The sequence below is a fragment of the Halolamina sp. CBA1230 genome (assembly GCF_002025255.2).
GTDB lineage: Archaea > Halobacteriota > Halobacteria > Halobacteriales > Haloferacaceae > Halolamina.
Genome location: NZ_CP054587.1, coordinates 2,359,556 through 2,376,365, shown reverse-complemented (window position 1 = coordinate 2,376,365; position 16,810 = coordinate 2,359,556). Strand labels below are relative to the sequence as shown.

At 68.5% G+C, this 16,810-nt stretch carries 16 protein-coding genes; 11 read left to right on the top strand and 5 right to left on the bottom strand.

The genetic code is table 11. From position 1 onward, the window contains the following. Positions 1-190 precede the first annotated feature (190 nt). Entirely contained in the window at positions 191-1,507 is a 1,317-nt protein-coding gene (locus B4589_RS12545) for a twin-arginine translocase subunit TatC (RefSeq protein ID WP_079234590.1), read from the bottom strand. Between the two features lie 96 nt (positions 1,508-1,603). On the opposite strand from B4589_RS12545, the gene B4589_RS18425 reads away from it, so the two are divergent. The 7 genes from B4589_RS18425 (at position 1,604) to B4589_RS12510 (ending at position 6,871) form a co-directional block, all read left to right on the top strand. Beyond that, the gene (locus B4589_RS18425) at positions 1,604-4,342 is read left to right on the top strand and encodes a twin-arginine translocase subunit TatC (protein ID WP_079234589.1); all 2,739 of its coding nucleotides are present in this window, start codon (positions 1,604-1,606) and stop codon (positions 4,340-4,342) included. Between the two features lie 175 nt (positions 4,343-4,517). Continuing rightward, positions 4,518-4,700, top strand: a complete 183-nt coding sequence (locus tag B4589_RS12535; RefSeq protein WP_079234588.1) for a ribbon-helix-helix domain-containing protein — start codon at positions 4,518-4,520, stop codon at positions 4,698-4,700. Further along, positions 4,697-5,431, top strand: coding sequence for a queuosine precursor transporter (locus tag B4589_RS12530; RefSeq protein ID WP_079234587.1), 735 nt, complete (start codon positions 4,697-4,699; stop codon positions 5,429-5,431). Before B4589_RS12535 ends, B4589_RS12530 begins: the two co-directional genes overlap by 4 nt. A 48-nt stretch (positions 5,432-5,479) precedes the next feature. Further along, positions 5,480-5,848 (top strand): hypothetical protein, encoded by a 369-nt coding sequence (locus B4589_RS12525; RefSeq protein ID WP_079234586.1) that lies wholly within the window; start codon positions 5,480-5,482, stop codon positions 5,846-5,848. A gap of 49 nt (positions 5,849-5,897) precedes the next feature. Beyond that, positions 5,898-6,236: a hypothetical protein gene (locus B4589_RS12520; RefSeq protein ID WP_079234585.1), complete on the top strand. Its 339-nt coding sequence runs from the start codon at positions 5,898-5,900 to the stop codon at positions 6,234-6,236. Positions 6,237-6,277: 41 nt separating this feature from the next. Next, the gene (locus tag B4589_RS12515) at positions 6,278-6,619 is read left to right on the top strand and encodes a hypothetical protein (RefSeq protein ID WP_079234584.1); all 342 of its coding nucleotides are present in this window, start codon (positions 6,278-6,280) and stop codon (positions 6,617-6,619) included. Between the two features lie 42 nt (positions 6,620-6,661). Beyond that, on the top strand, positions 6,662-6,871 hold the full coding sequence (locus B4589_RS12510; RefSeq protein ID WP_079234583.1) for a hypothetical protein: 210 nt from the start codon (positions 6,662-6,664) through the stop codon (positions 6,869-6,871). A gap of 14 nt (positions 6,872-6,885) precedes the next feature. On the opposite strand, the gene B4589_RS12505 is transcribed toward B4589_RS12510, so the two are convergent. Beyond that, positions 6,886-7,656 (bottom strand): 23S rRNA (uridine(2552)-2'-O)-methyltransferase, encoded by a 771-nt coding sequence (locus B4589_RS12505; RefSeq protein WP_079234582.1) that lies wholly within the window; start codon positions 7,654-7,656, stop codon positions 6,886-6,888. Between the two features lie 98 nt (positions 7,657-7,754). Further along, entirely contained in the window at positions 7,755-9,128 is a 1,374-nt protein-coding gene (locus tag B4589_RS12500) for an MATE family efflux transporter (RefSeq protein ID WP_079234581.1), read from the bottom strand. 118 nt (positions 9,129-9,246) lie between these two features. Here B4589_RS12500 and B4589_RS12495 point away from each other — a divergent pair, with 118 nt between their 5' ends. Then, positions 9,247-9,756: a macro domain-containing protein gene (locus B4589_RS12495; RefSeq protein WP_079234580.1), complete on the top strand. Its 510-nt coding sequence runs from the start codon at positions 9,247-9,249 to the stop codon at positions 9,754-9,756. 12 nt (positions 9,757-9,768) lie between these two features. Here B4589_RS12495 and B4589_RS12490 read toward each other — a convergent pair whose 3' ends face one another. Beyond that, on the bottom strand, positions 9,769-10,158 hold the full coding sequence (locus B4589_RS12490) for a MoaD/ThiS family protein (protein ID WP_079234579.1): 390 nt from the start codon (positions 10,156-10,158) through the stop codon (positions 9,769-9,771). A gap of 126 nt (positions 10,159-10,284) precedes the next feature. Here B4589_RS12490 and B4589_RS12485 point away from each other — a divergent pair, with 126 nt between their 5' ends. The 3 genes from B4589_RS12485 (at position 10,285) to B4589_RS12475 (ending at position 13,939) form a co-directional block, all read left to right on the top strand. Then, entirely contained in the window at positions 10,285-11,286 is a 1,002-nt protein-coding gene (locus tag B4589_RS12485) for an aldo/keto reductase (protein ID WP_079234578.1), read from the top strand. Positions 11,287-12,015: 729 nt separating this feature from the next. Then, the gene (locus B4589_RS12480) at positions 12,016-13,044 is read left to right on the top strand and encodes a low specificity L-threonine aldolase (RefSeq protein ID WP_079234577.1); all 1,029 of its coding nucleotides are present in this window, start codon (positions 12,016-12,018) and stop codon (positions 13,042-13,044) included. A 133-nt stretch (positions 13,045-13,177) separates the two neighbouring features. Further along, the gene (locus B4589_RS12475) at positions 13,178-13,939 is read left to right on the top strand and encodes an FkbM family methyltransferase (RefSeq protein WP_079234576.1); all 762 of its coding nucleotides are present in this window, start codon (positions 13,178-13,180) and stop codon (positions 13,937-13,939) included. 66 nt (positions 13,940-14,005) lie between these two features. On the opposite strand, the gene B4589_RS12470 is transcribed toward B4589_RS12475, so the two are convergent. Next, positions 14,006-16,678: a GAF domain-containing protein gene (locus B4589_RS12470; RefSeq protein WP_079234575.1), complete on the bottom strand. Its 2,673-nt coding sequence runs from the start codon at positions 16,676-16,678 to the stop codon at positions 14,006-14,008. Positions 16,679-16,810 lie beyond the last annotated feature (132 nt).

The following is a 16,810-nucleotide window of genomic DNA, read 5'->3' as shown; positions in this document are numbered from 1 at the left end:
CCGCCTCGCGAGGCTGTCTAGCCGTAAGGAGTACGCTACGGGGTATAAACACTCGCCCCCGATTGCCAGATCCGGTAATATTTTCCAACTAGAGAGTAGACGCTTCCTACCGTGTTTTTCTGGGTTATCACCGATTTATCGAGGGGAAAGCCGAACTCCGATGCGGGTCGGCGTCGACGCCCAGTGACGGTCAGTTCCCCGTCCAGCGCAGCAGCGCCAGCGTCCCCTCGTACAGTACGATCATCGTCGCCGCGATGATGAACGGCGTCATCCCCGTCGGGTCGGGGTTGACGAGGAACGCGATAGTGAGAAAGCCACCCCAGAAGAGGAGGCGCTTGTCCTCGAGCCACTCCCGGGTGACGATCCCCATCATGATCGCGAGCATGATGAACAGCGGGATCTGGAAGATCACCGCCATGTACCCCATCAGGACGATGATCAGCGAGAACGTGCTCTCCAGCCCGTACGCGACGGTGGCGACGTTCTCGTCGGTGTAGACGGTGAAGTAGCTCATGATCGCCGGGATGATCACGAAGTGGGAGAACGCCATCCCGATCGTGCCGAGGATCAGGCTGGTCGGGATCGCGGAGATGTAGTACCGCCGCTCCTTGGGGTAGAGCCCCGGACGCATGAACATGTACGTCTCGTAGACGAACACGGGGAGCGCGATCAGCAGCCCCGCCAGCGCGGTCACTTTGAGCTTGGTCAGCACCAGCTCCAGCGGGCCGTACACCCGCGGCCGTCGCCCCTCGATCTCCGGCGCGCCGGGGATCGCGTTGTTCCAGAGGATGTCGATGATGTCCACCGCCGTGGGCACCTGCTCGAACAGCTGTCCCAGCCCGAGCAGTGTCAGCGCGACCGCGCCGCCGACGATGAACACCACCGACAGCCGGCGCATCATCTCCTCGATGTGGGCCGCAAGCGGCATCTCCTCGTCCGAGTCGGGACCCTCGCCGAGCAGGCCGTCGTCCGGATCGAACCCGGCGTCCTCCGGGCCCCCCGGCTCGGTTTCAGACTCCGAATCCACCGGGGGCATCGTCGCACCGCGCTCCTCGGGCGATGTCGGCGTCTCGTTGGGGTCGTAATCCTCGAAGACGTGCTCGGCTTCGAACTCGTCGTCGTCGCCCGACTCGTCGTCCGAGGAGTCGTCGTCTGACTCCACCTCCTCCCGCGGTTCGTTGTCGGGGCCGAGCCCGTCGACCTGTGTGAACGCCGGGGCGTCGTCGGAACCGTCCGCGTCGTCGTCCGGTTCCGTCTCGTCGTCGTCCGGTTCCGTCTCGTCGTCGTCCGGTTCCGTCTCGTCGTCGTCCGGTTCCGTCTCGTCGTCGTCCGGTTCCGCCTCGTCGTCGTCCGGTTCCGCCTCGTCGTCCGAAGCGGGATCGTTGTCGTGCGAGCCGGGCTCCTCCGGTCCGATGAGTTCGCGTTCGGCGTCCGACCTCTCGTCGGAACCGGACGCTGACGAGTCGGACGGCTCGCGTCCCTCCTCGTCGTCCGGTTCCTCGGCCATATAGGTCGGTATGGCTCACGCGGTCTTATAGGCCTTTCCGGATCGCCTGCCCGCGAGGTGGAAAGGTTGATAACGCCGAAGTGGCTCCTTCTCGCTATGTCCAGCGCGCTCGACGACGATACCCAGCGCGCCATCGCCGAGGGGCGGGAGACGGCGGGTGCGATACTCCGATCCGCACAGAAGGATCTCCAGAAGGTGTTCATCGTCTTCGTGATCGGCTTCCTGGGGACGTTCATGGGCCTCCGCAGGGGGGTCTGGGAGTGGCTCAAGGGCGTCACCACCCAGCGGATGCCCGCGGAGCTCGAGGCCCAGTTCGACATCATCGCCCAGACGCCGTTCGACGTGATCCTCCTGCAGGCGAAGATCTCGCTCGTCGCGGGGCTCATCGTCGCCTCGCCCGTGCTCGTCTACTTCTCCCGTGACGCCCTGAAGGAGCGCGGCCACTGGCCGTCGATCACGGTGGCGCGGTGGAAGATCGCCGGGATCGCCCTGCTCGCTGCCGCGCTGTTCATGGGCGGGATGGCGTACGGCTATCTCCTCTTCTTCCCGATCATGTTCAACTTCCTCGCCGGCAACGCGGTGTCGGCGGGCTTTGCCCCCTACTGGTCGATCGTCCTCTGGACCGAGTTCGTGCTGCTGCTGACGTTCTCGTTCGGGCTGGCGGCCCAGATGCCGCTGGCGATCACCGGGCTCTCCTACACTGGGATCGTCCCCTACGAGCAGTTCCGGGACAAGTGGCGGTACGCGGTCGTCGCCATCTTCGTGTTCGGCGCCGTGTTCTCTCCGCCGGACCCGTTCACGCAGATCATGTGGGCGGTGCCGCTGCTCGTGCTCTACGGGTTCAGCCTCTACCTCGCGAAGTTCGCGGTGACGATGAAACGCGGCAGCGAGCGACTCTCGGTTGGCGGGGTCGTCCGACGCAACTGGAACGCGACCGCCGCACTCGTCGTCTCCGGCGTCGCCGTCGCGTGGCTCTACGCCAACACCGGCGTCCGCGGCGCGATCAACGCGGGTCTCGAAGCGGTCGGCAGCAGCTACCGCGCGCCGGCGATCGACGGGGTCACCTCGCTCTCCGCCATCGGGAACGTCGTGCTGGTCGGCCTCGGGATCGGCGTCGTCTTCGCCGTGATCGGCCTGCTGCTGTTCGCCTACCGCGAACTCGAGGAGACGGTCGACCCCGACGCCGAGACCGGCGACCCGACGGGGGTCGATCTCGAGACGCTCGACGAGGAGGGCGTCCGCGCGGCGCCGATCCAGGCGTTCGAAGCGATGAGCGAGCCCGAAGCGCTCGAGGCTGCCCAGAACGCCATCGACGAGGGTGACCACGGGAAGGCCCAGGCGATCCTCGACCGCCACGACGAGGCCCACGAGCCCGACCCCGACGAGCCCGAGCCGCCGACCTACGAGGTCGACCCGCTGTTCACGCCGGTGAACCCGATCGGCGCGATCCAACGCGGCCGCGAGTGGGTCGACTGGGGGCAGCGCCTGCGCCAGCAGGGCCAGCCACTCGCCGTGTTCGCGGTGCTGCTGTTCGGGATCGCCTACGCCGTGCTCGGCTACCCCGGCGAGGTGAACGGGCTGCTCGGGCAGGCCGGCTTCGACGCCGTCGTCCCGACCTTTGGCTACTCGACGGTCGCCGCCGCCGGCCTCGCCGCCGCGGGGGTGCTCGCCGTCGTCGCCGTTCTCGTGGCCGTCTACACCCTGCTCGCGTGCTACTTCGCGGGCACCGACCCGACCGCGGTGAACGTCGGCCAGCTCTCGACCGAGGAGCTCGAACGCGCGCCGCCGGCGACGTTCACCGCGCTGAGCGAACGGGCGGCCAACTACTACGCCAACCGCGCGCTGGCAGCCGACGACGACGAACGGGCGCGGCTGATCCTCGACCGCTACGACGAGGCGACCGCCGCCGCCGAGGAGGCGGCCGAGGAGGACGAACCCGAACCCGGCAGCGTGGGCGACCGGACCCAGCGCGCGAGCAGCACGTTCCTCGACGAGTTCGCCGAGGACACCGACGAGGACGACATCGGCGGCTACTACAAGGATATCCAGTTCATCCTCGGCTCGCTCACCTCGGGGCTGTTCTACATCGTCGGCACGTTCATGGTCGTGATGGCGGGGTCGTTCTTCTGGCTGTACACCGGCGGCATCCGCGACGTGTACGCCGACTTCCTCTCCCGCGTGCCGGGCGAGGTGCTCGAACCCGGCCAGACCGCGATGGAGGCGTCGAAGGTGATCGCGCTCCACCCCGTCGAAGCGCTGGTGTTCGAGGTGAAGTTCTCCGCGCTGCTGGGCGTCGCGGCGGCGCTCCCCCTGATCGCCTACTTCGCGTGGCCCGCACTGCGCGACCTCGGGTTCGTCCGCGGACGCCGCGAGCTCATCTTCGGCTGGGCCACCCTCCTGACCGCCGGACTGCTCGGGGGAATGGTGTTCGGCTACCTCGAGGTGGCGCCGCGGGTGATCTCCTACCTCGTCGAGGACGCGCTGGCGGCGAACATGACGATCAGCTACCGGATCACCGACTTCTTCTGGCTGATCTTCTTCACCACCGCCGGGATCGGCATCCTCGCGGACGTGCCCGTCCTGATGGCGCTGCTGAACACCGCGGGGATCTCCTACACCGCGATGCGGAACCGTTGGCGCGAGGTGATGATCGGCATGATGCTCGTGGCCGCGCTGCTGACCCCCGCGGACGCGCTCACCATGATCATGATCACGATCCCGCTGATGGCGGCCTACGGCATTGGTCTCGGGGTGCTGTACGTGCTCACCCTCGGCGGCCGGCGGAACCTCCGGAAACCCACGATCGGCCCCGGGACGTCCAGCGACGACGGGTAGCGCGAACGGGAGCAGCGATCCACCCCGCACGGGTCGCTCGCGACAGCATGGGGCGCGACTCGGTCGAGTGGACCGGCCGACTCCCGAACGGTGCGTTTTTGCTACTCCTCGGATACTCCCCAGATATGACTCTACGAGTACCGGATCGAACGGTGGCTGGGTCGACGGGGGAACGATGAGCAAAGTCTCCGTGGAGATCCCCGACGAACTGCTCGACGATCTGGACGAGCACGTCGGCGAGGACGGGAAGTTCGTCAACCGTAGCGACGCGATCCGGGCGTCGATACGGAAGACGCTCGACCGCCTCGACGAGATCGACGAGCGGCAGGGGCGGCTGGCGGGGGAGGACGAAGAATGAGCGCCGACCGCCGGCCGCTCCCCGTCGATCGCCTGCTGCTGGTGGCGCTGTTCGTCACGGCGCTCGTCGTCGCACAGCTCACCGCCGCGAAGCTGCTCTCCTTCCAGCTGCCGTTCTCGATCCCCGTCGCGGGCAGCGCGCTCACGCTCCCGGGCGCCGCGCTCGCGTACGCGGTGACCTACTTCGCGTCGGACTGCTACGCCGAACTGTACGGGAAGCGGGCCGCCCGCGAACTGGTCAACGTCGCCTTCCTGATGAACTTCGTCGTGCTGGCGCTGGTCTGGAGCACCATCGTCGCCCCCGCCGCCAACCCCGAGTTCGCGAGCACGTTCTCCTCAGTGCTCGGCGCCTCGACGAACATCGTCGCGGGCAGCCTGCTGGCCTACGTCGCCAGCCAGAACTGGGACGTGATCGCCTTCCACCGGCTGAAGGAGGCGACCGACGGCGAGAAGCTCTGGCTCCGGAACATCGGTTCGACGGCGAGCAGCCAGCTCATCGATACGGTGATCTTCGTCGGCGTCGCGTTCTGGCTGCTCCCCGAACTGGGGATCGGCGCCGAGATGGGGCTGAAGCTGGTCGACGGCGGCCCCGCGCCGAGCGTCGCCGCGCTGATCGTCGGCCAGTACGTGCTGAAGCTGGCGATCGCACTGATCGACACGCCGTTCGTCTACGCGGTGGTCGGCGCGGTCCAGCGACGTGACGAGAACGATCGGCGGCTGTTCGCGTCGTAGCAGTCCGCCGACCGACGTTTTTTGTCAGCAAGCGTCGAAAGTCGGTGTATGGAGATCACCAGCCCCGTCTGGAGCGCCCTCGCGGCCGTCGCCGCCCTCCTCGCCGCAGCCGGCACCGTCGGGTTCGTGTTCGTCGCCGGGGCGGTCGACCCCGCAGTGATCGCGATGTTGGCCCTGTGTGCGGCCTTTCTCGGCGCGAGCGCGTTCTCCGGTGTCCGTGCTCACCGTGCGTACGGCCTCCTGAACGCGGGCTACGTCGCCGCGCTGTTCTCGCTGTGGTATCTCGCCGTCCGCTCCTCGCCCGGCGTCGGCGCGACGGCCGTCGACGCGATCGGCGTGTTCGCGGTCCTCGCCGCGGGCGGACTCGTGGTCGAACTGTACAGCTACCGCCGCGCCAGCCACCGCCGACCGGAGTAGCGGCGCCGACTGCGTGGCTTTTTCTCGCCGGCGCCCCGAGTGGCCGTCGATGGACGAGCAACGGGTCCAGACGGGGCTGTACGCCGCCGCGGCGGTGCTGATCGCGGTCGTCGGTGGCGCCTTCGTCGTCCGCCGCGGCGACTCGGCGGCGTGGGCGTACGGGCTGGTCGCGCTCGGGACGGTCTTCTTCGCCGTGAGCGCGGTCCCACGGGTGCGGGAGCACGAGGCGTACAACGCACTCGGCGCGGCGTTCGCGGCGGCGGTCTGTACCGTCGGCTACGTCGGGAGCGGGACGCTGCTGGTCGGGATCCTCGCCGTGTTCAGCGCGGTCGGCACGCTGGTCGAACTGTACAACTGGCGGGCCGGCACCGAGTACATGCGGCTTTGACCTCCGGCAGCGTTTTGCCAGGAGCGTGCGTCGATCGCGGTGTGCCCTCCGCCGAACAGTTCCGGATCGCGACCGGCGTCGGCTTCCTCCTGCTCTGGTTGGGGTTCCTCGCGCTCCAGATCCGCTACGGGAGCGTCACCACGCTGGAGTACGTGGTGGCGGGACTCGTGACCCTCTTCCTCCTCGCGGGGCTGATCCCTGCGGTCCGCGACCACCCCGCATCCCCACCGATCAGTCTCGGTGTCTGTGCCGGAGCGGTGGGTGCGAGCGCGGTCCGGAACGGGTCGGTCGTGCTGTCGGTGTTCGCGGTGCTGATGGGCGCTGCCGCAGTCGTCGAACTGTACAACTGGCGGACCGGCTCGGAGCTCCTCCGGTTCGACTGAGTCGGCCGACAGCTTCCTCCCGTCGCATCACCACGAACGAGCATGGGCAGTGACGGCCTCGTCTCCCTCGACCAGGACACCTGGCTAGTGCTGGCGAAGTACAACCTCGTGCTGACGACGCTGTTCGGCCTGCTGACGCTGTGGGTCCGGACCGCGCCCCCAGCGAACGCCGAGCACGTGCTTCTCGTCCAGAACGGCGTGCTCGCGCTGCTGTTCGGCTCGATCCAGACGTACGCCTGGATCTCCAGCTAATCGACTCCAGCGGGTCAGTCGACGCGCTCGGCGAACGCGAAGTTGGGTTTCACGTCGGTGATCGTGACTTCCACCGTCTCCCCCTCGTCGGCGCCGGCGACGAACACGGTGAACCCCTCGACCTTCGCGATGCCGTCACCCTCATCGCCGGTGTCGGTGATCTCGACCGAGCGCTGATCGCCCTCGGCGACGGGTGCAGTGGTGTACCCCTTCCCGACCAGGTACACCTCGCTGGAGGAGTCCCGGGAGGCCTCGGGGTTCACGCGGCGGACGTACTTGAACGACCCCTCGATATCGGCCTCGAGGTCGTCCAGATCCTTCCCCTGGAACACCTTGGCGACGAAGTCGCCGCCGGGAGCGAGCACCTCCTCGGCGGTCTCGAACGCGATCCGCGCGAGGTGGACCGAACGCGCGTGGTCGAGCTCGTACTCGCCGGTCATGTTCGGCGCCATGTCCGAGATCACGACGTCGGCGTCGGACCCACCGAGTTCGCGGCGGAGCCGATCGCGGGTCTCCTCCTCGGTCATGTCGCCGGGGATCGTGCTCACCTGGTGGGCCTCGAGATCGTCGATGCGCTGGAGGTCGACGCCGACCACCTTCCCCTGCGGGCCGACCTCCTCGGCGGCGACCTGGAGCCAGCCCCCGGGGGCGGCGCCGAGGTCGACGACCGTGTCGCCGTCGTCGAACAGGTTCGCGGTGTCGTCGAGCTGCTGGAGCTTGTACGCCGAGCGGGCGCGGTACCCCTCCTGCTTGGCGCGGTTGTAGTAGTCGTCCTTCCGGGTCATCGTCGACCCCCCGGCTCCCGCCGAGAAACGGTGCGTGAACGCTCGTTCATACTGGACACGACGCCGCCGACCCGGAAAGGCACATCGGATAGCGCCCGTCAGTCCTCCGCTTCCTCCTCCATCGCGGCCCGGTCGGCGATCATCGACTCCGCAGTCCCGACCCAGTCGCCGCGGAGGAACCCCGCCACGACCACCACGGCCCAGGAGGCGTAGGAGAGCACCAGCCCGACGTAGACGCCGACGATCCCGTAGTCGAGCACGAACGCCAGCAGGTAGGAGACCCCGAGCATGAACACGACCGAGCCGAGCAGCCGGGCGTAGAACGGCGTCCGCGTGTCGCCCGCGCCGCGCAGCGTCCCCGCGAGCGGGAAGAAGATCCCGAAGAACAGCATCGAGACGGCGAACGTGCGGGTGAACCCCACCGCGTACCCGATCGTGGTCCGGTCGCGGGTGAACACGCGGACCAGCTCCTCGGCCGCGACGAACATCCCCGCGCCGGCGACGCCGAGCGTGCCGAGACTCAGCGCGAGGATCGCGCCCGCGGCGTAGCGCGCGTCGCCCGCCTCACCGTCGCCCAGCAGCTGGCCGACGGTGATGCTCGAGACCGTGCTGAACGAGCGGTACAGCGGCCCAGTCAGCTGCTGGTAGATCCGGCGGCCGATGTGGTAGGCGGCGTTGGCCTCGGTGCCGAACAGCAGCGTGAGGGAGTTGAACGGGAAGTTCGCGAGCGTGCTGCTCATCCCCTCCGCGAAGCTGGGGAGGCTGACCGCGACGAGCTGGCGGGTGACCGTGAGCTCCCGTGGCCGGGCGAGCGAGGGGCCGGTCCACGGGCCCGCGAGCGCGACCACGAGCGACACCGCCTCGAGCGTCCGGCTGACCGCGGTCGCGACGCCGACGCCGACGATCCCCAGTTCGGGGGCGACCCAGAGCCCGAGGCCGAGACTCACCGTCAGCAGGATGTTGAGCGCGTTCGCGGTGCCGTTGACGAACATCGGCGTCCGCGTGTCGCCGGCGCCCTGCAACGAGCGGGCGCCGATCAGCCCGACGATCCGCATCGGCGCCGCCGCGAACACGATCGCGAGGTAGCGCCCGCCGTCCGCGACGACCGCCGGTTCGGCGCCCAGCAGCGCGATCAGCGGGCCGCTGAACAGGAGGCCGACGGCGACCAGCGGCAAGCCACAGAGCGCGCCGATGAGCAGCGCCTGCGTGATCGACCGATCGCGTGTCAGGTCGGCGCCGCGGCCGGTGTCCTGCGAGGAGAGCGCGATGGACCCGGTGCCCAGCGCCAGGCCCACCCGGAGGGGGATCTGCGCGTAGAGATCCGCGAGGCCGACCGCCGCGACGGCGGCCGGCGAGAACAGCCCAGTGACCACGAGGTCGACCGTCCGCATCAGCGTGTTGAGCGTCTGCTGCACGGCGACCGGCCAGCCCAGCGAGGCGGCCCGCCGCCAGACGGAGAGCAGACGAGACATCACCCGAGGCTCCGACGGTCCGGACCAAGAGGGCTTGGGTAGAGGCGACGCGGACGGGACTCGCCCACGGGTCGACGCCCCCCGAGCGGCTAAGTCGCTCACGTCCCAACCCTCGCCCATGGAGTTCACCGTCGTCCAGGGCGACATCGCGGCCGAGTCGGCGGACGCGCTGGTCAACGCCGCCGGGACCAGCCTCCACATGGGCAGCGGCGTCGCGGGCGCGCTCCGCCGGAGCGCGAACGGACCGATCAACGAGGCAGCGGTCGAGCAGGGGCCGGTCGACCTCGGCGCGGTCGCGGTCACGGACGCGTTCGACCTCGACGCCGAGTACGTGATCCACGCCGCCGCCATGCCCCACTACGGCGACGGCCGGGCCACCGAGGAGAGCATCCGCGACGCGACCCGGAACGCGCTCGCGAAGGCCGACGACCTCGGATGCGAGTCGGTCGTCGTTCCGGTCCTCGGTACCGGCGCCGCGGGGTTCGAGTTCGAGAGGGGCGCGCGGCTGGTGTGTGAAGAGGTCTGGGCGTACGACCCCTCGACGCTGACCGACGTTCGCGTGATCGCGTACTCGGAATCGGAGTACCGGACGCTCGAGGAAGTGGCGGAAACGGTTCGCTCGGAGTAGCTGATCCCCGGCCTACAGGCAGAACATGAACGGGTACAGCAGCGCGACCCGATCGCCGTCCTCGAGCTCCGTCCCGAACCCGTCCAGCAGTTCGTTGAACTGGCCGTTCACCATCACGCGGGCGAAGGCGCGGGTGCGCTCGCCCTCGGGGTTGCGCTCCCAGCGCCCCGGTGGGTCGCCCGGGTAGTCGGCCCAGCCGTGGGCGGTCTCCTCGGCCTCCGTTTCGGCGAGCAGGAGCTCCTCGCAGCCGTGCTCCGCGAAGAAGGCGTCGAGGAACGCCCCGAGCGTGTCGCCCTCGAAGGTGAACGAGAACTCGTGCTCGCCCAGTTCCCGGCGGACGTGGCCGGTCGCGTTCACCTCGACAGTGGTCGTCGTCGCCTGTTCGGTCTCGACAGTGCTCATACCGAGCAGTTGGAGCTACGCCCGTAACCCCTCGTTCCCGAAGATGTTCGGCAGATCCGTCGACGCGGGTCGTCGTATCGCCGATTGCTCAACGTTTTTGCCCCGTTCGCCCCAACGGGCAGACACATGAGCGACACCGACCTCGACTTCGTCCCGTTCGGCGACAGCGGCCTCCAGACCAGCGAGCTCCAGTTCGGCACGTGGCGCTTCGGGCGCGAGACCGAGGCAGGCAACCTCGAGATCGGCGAGGACCGCGCGAAGAAGCTGCTCGACGCCTACGCCGAGGCCGGCGGACGCTACATCGACACCGCCGACGTGTACGGCGGCGGGCAGGCCGAGGAGTGGATCGGCGACTGGCTGGCCGAGCGCGACCGCGAGCGCTACACGGTCGCCTCCAAGATCTACTGGCAGATCCGGGAGGACGACCCCAACAGCCGCGGCACGAACCGGAAGAACCTCCGGCACCGCGTCGACGAGATCCTCGACCGACTCGGCACGGAGTACGTCGACGTGCTCTACCTCCACCGCTGGGACGGCGAGACGCCGGCGCGGGAGACGATGAAGACGCTGAACGCGCTCGTCGAGGAGGGCAAAGTCCACTACCTCGGCGCGTCGACGCTTCGCCCCAACGCCTGGCGCGTCGCGAAGGCGAACGAACTCGCCCGCGCGGAGGGCTGGGAGCCGTTCACGGTGCTCCAGCCGCGGTACAACCTCGTCGACCGGGAGATCGAGGGGGATTACCTCCAGTTCGCCCGCGAGGAGGAGCTGGCGGTCTGCCCGTGGAGCCCGCTCGGTCAGGGGTTCCTGACCGGGAAGTACGACCGCGAGGACGGCCTCACCGGCGAGTCCCGCGCCGCCGAGTCGAGTCGGTTCGAGAAAGCGTACCTGACGGAGACGAACTTCGACGTCCACGACGTGCTGGACGAGGTCGCCGACGAGGTGGGGGCGTCGCCGGCACAGACCGCGCTGGCGTGGCTGATGCACCGCGACGGCGTGACCGCGCCGATCGTGGGTGCGCGGACGGTGGAGCAGTTGGAGGAGAACCTCGGGGCGGCACGGATCGACCTGAGTGAGGAGCAGGTAGACCGGCTGACCGAGGCGAAGGGCGGCCCGTACGCGAAGTTGTAGAAGTTCTCGTCGTCTTTGGGGTGCGCCATTGCTACCGATACTCGCTCAGGAGCGGTCCCGGTTGTAGGGTGAACGACGGAATCAGGAACACCGCGAAAGCCCCTGTCGCCTCCGGTCGGGGGGCTCGCTGCGGTCCTCGCTCCGTTCGCTTCGCTCACTCCACTGCGGTCCTTACTTCGCCCGCCTTCCCGGAGGCGACAGCCCCTTTCAGTCCCGCCCGACAGCACCGTGCGCCGGACACGAGGTCCGGCACAGCACCGAGTCCCCACCTCTCCCCCCGCGGGCGCGACCGTTGCGCCCGCGAGGCGTCCACTGCGACCGCACTGCGGTGGCTGTCGGCGCGAAGCGCTCGCGCCTCCGTGCGCGAGCCGAGCGCGAGGGGCGAGCGAGCACCGCGAGCGAGTCGGCTGGGGAGGATCGAGGACTGTACTGGTGGGTGGGACTGAAAGGGGCTCACTGCTCGGCGAACCCGGACGAAGTAAGCACCGCAGGGAGCGGAGTGACTGAGGAGCGCAACGAGTCCCGGGAGTCGAGCAGTGAGGGGCTTTCACGGTGTTGCTGGCCCTGCTAGTCAACGATCACGATCCAGTAGGGGATTTCACGAAGTTGCTAACCTTGACGGCCACAGCACCGGCACCTAACCAAACACCGACCCCGCCCGCCACCCTGAATCCGGAAGCGTTCTCACGCCACCGTATCCCTTATTCCTCCTCCTCTCCCAGCCACTCCATGGTCGTAGACTTACGCTCCGACACCGTCACCAAACCCTCGGACGCGATGCGGGAGGCTGCCAAGAACGCCGAGGTCGGCGACGACGTCTACCAGGACGATCCGAGCGTCAACGAACTCGAAGCCCGGGCCGCCGAGATCCTCGGCAAGGAGGCCGGCCTGTTCGTCCCCAGCGGGACGATGGGGAACCAGGTCGCGATCCGGACCCACACCGACCGCGGGCAGGAGCTCCTAGCCGACGAGCACGCCCACGTCCTCAAGTGGGAGCTGGGCGGGATCGCCCAGCTGAGTAGCCTCCAGACGCGCCTGCTCGACTTCGGCGAGTCGGCCGTCCCCACACCCCAGCAGGTCGAGGAAGGGGTCGTCGAGGAGAGCCTCCATGAGGCCGGCACGGGGCTGTTCTGTCTGGAGAACACCCACAACTACCGCGGCGGCGTCGCCGTCTCCAAGGCACAGATCGACGCCGCGGCCAGCGTGGCCCACGACCACGACGTGCCCGTCCACCTCGACGGCGCGCGGCTGTTCAACGCCGCCGCCGCGCTGGACGTCGACGCCGCCGAACTGGCCGACAGCGCCGACAGCGTGATGTTCTGTCTCTCGAAGGGGCTCGGCGCCCCCGTCGGCTCGGTGCTCGTCGGCGAGCAGGCGTTCATCGACCGCGCGCGCCGGACACGGAAGCTGTTCGGCGGCGGGATGCGCCAGGCCGGCATGATCGCCGCGCCCGGCCTGCTGGCGCTGGAGAACCGCAGCCATCTCGACGCGGACCACCGCCGCGCCGACCGCATCGCGGAGGGGCTGGGCTCGATCGACGGGATCGAGACGACCGCACCCGACACGAACATCGTCGTCGCCGACGTCGAGGGGACGGGGCTGAACGCCGACGAGTTCGTCGGCGAGATCGAACAGCACGGCGTGCTCGCGGTGGCGTTCAGCGAGACCACCGTTCGGTTCACGACGAACTGGGACGTGAGCGACGCCGACGTCGAGGGCGCGATCGACTCGGTGCGGACCGCGATGGCGGCGGTCTGAGGTCGGCTGTTGGTGGGGGGAAGCTCTTCGGCCAGCTCGGGGGGTGGATATCGAGTTTGTGAGTAGTTGGGTCAGATGAGATATCAGGCGACCCATGCGATAACTTATCCCGCCTGCGAGTCGTGATGAATACATGGGTTCGAAACCCGCACAGTTGGTTCAACACTACCGCCAAGAGGGGGTTCGGGGGGTGGCCCGTGCCGTTCAGGACTACGCGTACTACAAATTCCGCTTGCACAAACTGATCAGAACGGCGGAGTTGGACGTTGGCTCCGTATCCGTCTCCTTGGTGATAAACAATCAAGAGGCGCTCTGGCGTGCTCGCGGTCACGGTGAGGAACCCGTTCTCGAGGCGTTCGTGGAGGCTGTAGACGCCGAGGATGTTGTGTGGGACGTCGGCGCAAACATGGGATCGTACGCACTATTGGCCGCGAAATCCGGTGCCGAGGTTGTTGCGTTCGAGCCAGGAGCAGAAGCCCGGGCACAGCTGGTTGCCAACGCCGAGCGGAACGATCTCGACAACAAGATAGACCCCGTCCCGATCGCGTTGAGTAACGAGTCCGGGACTGCAACGCTCTCTCGAGGGGACAAAACCGCGACGCGAGCTCTTTCCGGGGGGAGCGGAACCACGGTTCCGGTCGAGCGAGGGGACGAGATCGATGTTCCGTCACCGGATGTCGTGAAGATCGACGTTGAGGGGACTGAGGTCGCTGTCCTCGACGGGATGGAACAACGGTTGGCTACGGTACGCGACTGTTTTGTCGAGGTACACAACGGCGTGAGCGATGAAGACGTTCGCGACCGCCTCGAGGAGGCAGGACTAGCGGTGTCCCAACTGGACGCAGGTGACCGTGGTGAAACGTTTCTTCGGGGGCGGCGAGAGGCGACTCAGTAGACGACCAACACACGCGACCAGTCGCCCGCTCTACCGATATCCGAGGTGCTCTAGCCGCTTTTGTGATCACGCCGTCTCGAACTCGAACCGCGCGCCGCCCTCGTCGCTCTCCGTGACCGACACCGACCAGCCGTGGGCCTCCGCGATGCTCTCGACGATCGGGAGCCCGAACCCGGTCCCCTCGTCGCTGGTGGTGACGCCCGTGTCGAACGGGTCGATCGCCTCGTCGATCCCGGGGCCGTCGTCCGCGACGAAGAACCCCTCGCAGTCGGCGAGCGCGCCGACGGTCACCGTGGGGGCGTCGCCGGCGTGTTCGGCCGCGTTCCGGTAGAGGTTCTCGAACAGTTCGATCAGCCGGTCCGGGTCGGCGTCGACCTCGCGGTCGGTCTCGACAGCGAGCGTCGCGCCGTCGGTGGCGACGTGGTCCCACGCCGTCCGGGCGACGCTGTCCAGCGCCACCGAGCGCGTCTCGCCCACGTCCTTCCCCTCGCGGGCCAGCGTGAGGAGGTCGGTGACCAGCGCGTCCATGCGGTCGAGCGCGTTCTCGACGTTGTCCAGCTTGTCGAGGTTGCCGGTCTCCCTGACCAGGTCGAGGTAGCCCGAGGCGACGTTGAGGGGGTTGCGCAGGTCGTGGGAGACCACGCTCGCGAACTGGTCGAGGCGTTCGTTCTGCCGCCGGAGCTCGGCCTCGCGCTCGCGCTGCTCGGTCACGTCCGTGTAGATGGCGTACCCCGGCGCGTTCTCCTCGCCGACCTCCAGCGGCGTCACCTGCAGCAGGAAGTGTTTGTTGCCGTCGACAGTCTCCCGTTCGACTTCGGACTGGACCCGTTCCCCGTTCGCGAGCCGTTCGTTGTACGAGTCGGCCTGGTCCTCGCCCTCGGGCGGGACGATGTACTCGTCGAGCGACTCCCCCTCGATATCGTCGGCGTCGTAGCCGAACGTCCGCTCGAACGCGCCGTTGACGCGCTGGACGATCGGCTCGCCGTCGATCATCTCGTAGGCGACGGCGGCGCCCGGGATGTTCTCGAACAGCGCCTCCAGACTGTCCCGCTGGCGACGGAGGTCGGCCTCGGCGCGGACGCGCTGCAGCGCCACCGCGACGTGGGCCATCAGCAGCTCCGCGAGTTCGAGATCCTCCTCGTCGAACGCCTCGGGCTCGTTCGAGACCGCCTGGAACACGCCGAGCTCCCCGACCGGGACGGAGATAGCCGACTCGAACTCCGGGTCGGTCGGCTCGGAGTCGGGGTCGCTGGTGACGTCCCGGAGCAGGAACGACTCGCCCGTACGGACGGTCTTGCCCGCGATCCCCTCCGAGACGTGCATCTTCCGCCCCGCGTCCTCCGGGACGCCGCCCGACTCCACGACGGGGACGAGCATATCCCCGTCGCGCAGGTCCAGCTTACACATGTCCATATCCAGGACGTCCTCGGCGGCGTCGATGGCGTGATCGAGCAGCGCCGCCTCGGTCTCGGCGGCGCCCAGCTCCATCGCGGTCGTGTGGAGCCGCTCGATCACCCGGCGGGACTCCCGGAGCGCGGCCTCCGACCGGATGCGGTCGAGCGTCGACTCCGCGTAGCCGATCAACAGCTCAACGAGCTCGAGATCGATCTCGTCGAACGTTCCCGTCTCACTGGAGATCACCTGGAACACGCCGGAGCTCCCGACGGGGACGCTGATCGCGGACCTGACCGTCTCGTCGGCCGGTTCGGCGTCGACGTTCGCCTCGGCGTCGTCGACGAGGAACGAGCGCTCCTCGTTGAACGTCCGACCGACGATACCCGCCTCGGTCGACACGTTCTCCAGCCTGTCGGTCCGGCCGCCGACCGGCTTCAGATCGCCGTCCTGCATCATCAACAGCACCGACTGGTCGAGCTCGAGCACGTCCTCCGCGATGTCGACCACGCGCTGGAACAGCGCCGACTCGGACTCGGCGCCGATCAACGACGGCGCGGCCTCGTGGAGTCGGGTGATGCGCTCCTGTCGGTCCCGGAGGTCCGCCTCGGCGCGCAGCCGGGCGTCGACCTGCGAGCCGTGGGTGACCAACAGCTCCGCGAGCTTCAGATCCACCTCGTCGAACCCCCCACGCAACGTCGAGAGAGCGGTGAACACGCCGTCGCCGCCGAAGGGGACGACCAGCGCCGATCGGTGGCGTTCGTCCCGCGGCTCGGCGATCGGATGGCGCTCGACGTCGTCGACGATCACCGGCTCTCTCGTCTCGGCGACGTGTGCCACCACCCCCTGGTCGGGCGGGACGCGGTCGGGATCCGCCCTCCCAGTCACCGCAGCGGCGGCGAACCCGTCCCCATCGCGGAAGTACAACACGGCGGTGTCGAAATCGAGCACGTCCGCCGCGATATCGACCACGCGCTGGTAGAGGTCCCCCCGGTCGTCGACCCCGACAAGTTCGGCTGAGCCCTCGTGGAGGCGAGCGATGCGCTCGCGGTTGGGTGTGGCGCCGACGGCCGCCGTGACGCGGTCACCGAGATCACCCGACGCGTCGGCGTTCTCGTCGTCACCCCGTGTCGCGGGACGGCCTCCCTCGCAGTCGACGATCGGACAGCCGGCCTCCGAGGCCGCGGCCGCCAGCGGCGTCGGGAGCGAGTCGCCACAGACGACCAGACAGTCCGGATGTGACTCCTCGAACGCCGCGTACGCCGACGACGGCGGTTCGGCGCGGCCGACGAACCCGTCCCGATCGAGCAGTTGCCCCGCCGCCCGACAGGGGTTTTCCCCGACCACGAGGATATCCGTTCGATGTGGCACGATCTAGACAGCTACTGTGTTTCTTGCGAGACGGTCGCATATGTGTTTCGGTGGGTCGGGCGGGCCCACCCGGAGCCCGGAATCCTTTTGCCCGGCGGTTGACCACAT